The organism is Rhodopirellula europaea 6C, from assembly GCF_000338295.1.
Taxonomy (GTDB): Bacteria; Planctomycetota; Planctomycetia; order Pirellulales; family Pirellulaceae; genus Rhodopirellula; species Rhodopirellula europaea.
Genome location: NZ_ANMO01000078.1, coordinates 1 through 867 on the forward strand (window position 1 = coordinate 1; position 867 = coordinate 867).

At 57.3% G+C, this 867-nt stretch carries 1 protein-coding gene; it reads right to left on the reverse strand.

Translation table 11 applies throughout. The features are described 5' to 3' along the window. Positions 1 to 194: 194 nt before the first annotated feature. On the reverse strand, positions 195 to 563 hold the full coding sequence (locus RE6C_RS06445) for a hypothetical protein (RefSeq protein WP_008654960.1): 369 nt from the start codon (positions 561 to 563) through the stop codon (positions 195 to 197). Between the last annotated feature and the right edge of the window lie 304 nt (positions 564 to 867).

Sequence of the window (867 nt, forward strand, 5' to 3'; positions counted from 1 at the left end):
TCAGCAAAAGTGTCGCGGCGATGGTGGCGGCAATCCTCATACGCTCTGTGTCCGCCAACGGAAGGTTTTTACGACACCGCCCTGAACGAAGCGGACGATGCCTGAACTACGAGAAATTATACCAAGGCCACCGATCGTTGCCAAAGAGCGAAGGTGTGCCGCAGGCCTAGCGTAAAAACCATGTTGTCCGCCCGCTACGCTGCGTTGTCAGCCACCATTTGTAAAACCCCCGCAAGCCACGAGTCTGCGTCAGTGTACGGCGACAATGAAAGATTTGGCCAACCGGCGAGCGCAAGAGTCATGTGCATTGCCGGGGCTCGCATCGCGTTTGAGCTGTGAATCACGATGGGGAAATGCGGCGTCAGCGGGGCGAGAAAGTTGGCGACGTCATCGCCCGATCCAGCGTCCATGGAATCACGTGCGGTGGTTGTGTCAAGATCGCAGTCGAGGGACACAGCTACCACGCTATCAATGTTGCCGGGGAACCATCGAAGCAGTTCGTGGGCGTTGTCGAAGAACCGCACGTCAAACGGCAGGGTTGAATCCGCGATAACGCGACGCATCTCGTTTGAACGGCGAGCGTCATCCTCAAGTACGACAATTGTGGCCAATGGTTTGACTAGGTGCGGACAACGGGGTTCTGGACGACAGGGTGTCGTACATGCTTGGAAATGGGGGAGAATGGGTGTTGATTTTAGCTGAAGGGGGCTCGGTCTGCAGCAATTGGGCGACCGGGCGAGGGTTCCGTGACGCGGGTTTGCGTTTGCCGCTTCCGAGGCACGGGTGCAAAAGACGGTGTTTTTCACCCTGAATTCAGGTTGCAAACACACCTTCCCCGCTGGCAGACAGGACGAACGTCCTGCGGAG

Excerpts from the sequence above, each read along its gene's own strand:
- RE6C_RS06445 (WP_008654960.1), bottom strand. The coding sequence starts at position 563 with ATGCGTCGCGTTATCGCGGATTCAACCCTGCCGTTTGACGTGCGGTTC.